This window comes from Silvanigrella sp., from assembly GCF_044369315.1.
Classification (GTDB): domain Bacteria; phylum Bdellovibrionota_B; class Oligoflexia; order Silvanigrellales; family Silvanigrellaceae; genus Silvanigrella.
In genome coordinates this window covers 1-3,004 of record NZ_JBIPMD010000323.1, presented here as the reverse complement: position 1 = coordinate 3,004, position 3,004 = coordinate 1, and the positions used below count along the sequence as shown (strand labels likewise).

Annotated in this window: 5 protein-coding genes; 4 read left to right on the top strand and 1 reads right to left on the bottom strand. The window is 31.4% G+C overall.

Features of this window, described 5'->3' with window-relative positions:
• The 4 genes from ACIQ56_RS16255 to ACIQ56_RS16240 form a co-directional block, all read left to right on the top strand.
• Positions 1-212: hypothetical protein (locus ACIQ56_RS16255; protein WP_397602086.1), on the top strand; the 212-nt coding region annotated here is incomplete at its 5' end.
• A 17-nt stretch (positions 213-229) separates the two neighbouring features.
• Positions 230-808: a hypothetical protein gene (locus ACIQ56_RS16250; RefSeq protein WP_397602085.1), complete on the top strand. Its 579-nt coding sequence runs from the start codon at positions 230-232 to the stop codon at positions 806-808.
• Between the two features lie 25 nt (positions 809-833).
• Entirely contained in the window at positions 834-1,373 is a 540-nt protein-coding gene (locus tag ACIQ56_RS16245) for a DUF4365 domain-containing protein (protein WP_397602084.1), read from the top strand.
• Entirely contained in the window at positions 1,360-2,463 is a 1,104-nt protein-coding gene (locus tag ACIQ56_RS16240) for a hypothetical protein (protein ID WP_397602083.1), read from the top strand. The genes ACIQ56_RS16245 and ACIQ56_RS16240 overlap by 14 nt, the downstream gene beginning before the upstream one ends.
• Before the next feature lie 56 nt (positions 2,464-2,519).
• On the opposite strand, the gene ACIQ56_RS16235 is transcribed toward ACIQ56_RS16240, so the two are convergent.
• The coding region (locus ACIQ56_RS16235; RefSeq protein ID WP_397602082.1) for a hypothetical protein at positions 2,520-3,004 on the bottom strand (485 nt) is incomplete at its 5' end.

Genomic DNA, 3,004 nt, shown 5'->3' with positions numbered 1-3,004 from the left:
ATTGGAAAGAAAAAACCATAGGAAGAAGGAAAGTTCAAAAAGAAAATTTATACTTTTCTTGTAATACCATAGGTTTTTTGTATGATGAAAGGGGAAAAAGACTTTTAGCAGACTCGAATTTTCGGGATTTTTCCAAAGTGGCTGACAAATACACCATTTATTGTTGCTCGAATGTTTGTAAGCACCAAATAATTTTGCTGGTTCCATCTTAATTCTAGGGAGGGTAAAGATGAAGGGTTGTGCAGGTGTTCAAATTATGGAGAAAGGGATCGTTTGGAGAAGGGAGCTTCTCTCTGGGAGTCCTGTCCAAAGTATTGCTACAAAATATAATGTGAACTCGCAAGTCGTAAGCCGTGCCATCTGGCTTGCACGTATTCCAGAGGATTTAAAAGCAATTATAAAACAAAATCCTGAAGTGTTTACTCGTGGTACTTTAATCAATGGATTTGCTTCAAAACGTGCTCAATGCGAAAAAAATTCATTTGAATTGCTACGCTCGGAAATTCTTCGCATGGTAAAAGAAGGTGTTGGGAGCAAACCCAAATTTCCTAAAAAGTCTTCACCATTGCAAAAAAAGAAACAGAAAAAAAATCCTGTTCCCTTAATTGAAGATAAAACACCTCCAAATATGAGTGTTACAAGAGACATTGTGGAAGCAATGACAGCAGAAAAACAAATTAAAGAAGCTCTTGGATTTCACTGTCGTGTCGCATTTAATGAAGCTGGGGAAAGCCAAGTTACGTTTAATTTAAAAAACAAAAAAGATTTAAATACTTTTATTGACATGGTTACACCCAATTTATTTTGATTTTAAGGATGAAAGATAAGAAATAATGACAATAAACCCTAAAGATATCGAATCTGAATTGAGCTATGCATATTTACATGCTGTAGCTTCAGCAGCAGGATTTACCTGTTCTCTTCCTACGAGGTTAGAAGATAATCTTGGAATTGATGTTACATTAAGAACGGGTTCTAAACTTGATCCCGAATCAAAATTATATGATTTTTCTGTGGACATTCAACTCAAAGCAACGATGAAACAGCTTAAAACACAACAGGATAAAATAGAGTATAGTTTCCGTGGGATCAAACAATATGATAAATTAAGATCAAAAAATAATGCAAACCCCAAAATTGTCATCTTATTAATGTTGCCAGAAAATAAAGAAGAGTGGCTCTCCATTTCAAGTAAACAACTCATTTTAAAAAATGCGGCTTACTGGGTAAGCTTATATGGTGCTCTTGAAAGTGAAAATGCCACAAGACAAACAATATATTTTCCTACAAGTAATCTACTTACCGTAACAAGTTTAAATGATTTAATGATCAAAATTTCAAAAGAGGAAAAAATCAATTATGAACAATTATGAACAAGTCACCGGCATTTATCCAAAAGACATCATTGCTTACGTAACGCAACATGGTTGGAAATTAGAAAACAAACTTATTGATAGTAGTTTAAATCTTTATAATAATAGCAGTTATGAAAATAGGCAGTTGCAAATTCCAACAAAAACAGAATTTGATGATTATCCAGAGCTTTTAACGAGACTTGCTGAAAAATTATCTATTATTGAAAAGAGACCTTTTGAACAAATAATAAATGATTGGCGTTCTGCAAACTCAGACATCATCCGTTTAAGACTAAAAACAAAGGATGATTATAAAATTTCATTTTCTAAAGCTTTGCAGACCATGGAATCAACAAAAAAAGCTATTATTGCTTCTGCTTGTAGTCTTCTTTCTCCACAAAAGCATCATGCAAAACTCAGAAGATCAGAAGCAAATGAACTCATGGACGCTTGCAAGATGGAACAAACCGAAAAAGGCAGTTTTATTATAAAAGTTTCTTGCCCCATATATGCTGTAGATGATATTTCAATAGCAGGATCATCAAAAGAAAATCCTTTTGTCCGCAGAGTCATGAGTGGATTTATAAAATCATTAAAAGATATTAAAGAACTGGCTTCTAATGATAATGATGAAAATGATATTCCCGAAACTTTAAGCTCAAACTTTTGTAGTGCGATTCGTAACATAATTTTAGAAGATGAAGTTGAATTTTCAGCATTTTGGGCACTCAATTTAGAACAGACAGATAAAAGCATTTTAAAACCCATTACTTTAAAACCTGATCTCATCCCACAAATTGAACGCCTAGAAGCAAAACTTCGTCCTACTCCACCATCTCAAAACCATGCTATATATGGGACAGTTGAAAATTTGGATGGACAAATAGGTGATGATAATAAAAGATCAGGAGATGTAACAATCAAGTTTATTCATGATGATGAAATTCTATTTGCAAAAGTAATATTGAATTCTGAACAGCATGAAATTGCCATTGAAGCTTATAGAACTGGTGCATATGTTAAAGTAACTGGATTTTTAAAAAGAGGAATCCGTAGCAATAGAATTGAAAAGATAGAGAATTTTGACCTAGCAGAAAAATTAAAATAAGGATTTTTTTATTTAGTTAAATTATAATTATTTTTAGTAATATATTCTGTTTATTATCAACATTCTAATCTTTCAATGGTTAATGAATAACCTTCAGCGTGTTTTATTAAAAATAATGAGAGACTTTTTTCCTTAAATTTGAAATTTGCTTCAAAAGCTATATCAATTCCATCAACCATTTTTAATTCAAAATTATTTTTTGCATATGTTATTAAATCAGTTCTATCACTGAGATTCTCAAAATCTATTTCAGTAAGATGATCTTTTCTTTTACTTCCTTCAGTTCTATTTTTTCTATAAGAAGCCCTCAGAATTGAGTTGTATTTATGAGTATCAATATGAATAATACTAGCATTATCATTCATAGATATTTCTAATATTTTCTCAAATATTATTTTAGAATCTACTTTCTCATCAGCCTTAATAAAAGGAGTTTCCTCCCATAATCTTAGATATTTTGGTTCATGATCAGGTGAATTAAAATCTACATATTTAACTGTATCTTTAAACTTAAGATCAATAACAAACTCATTTACCGTTT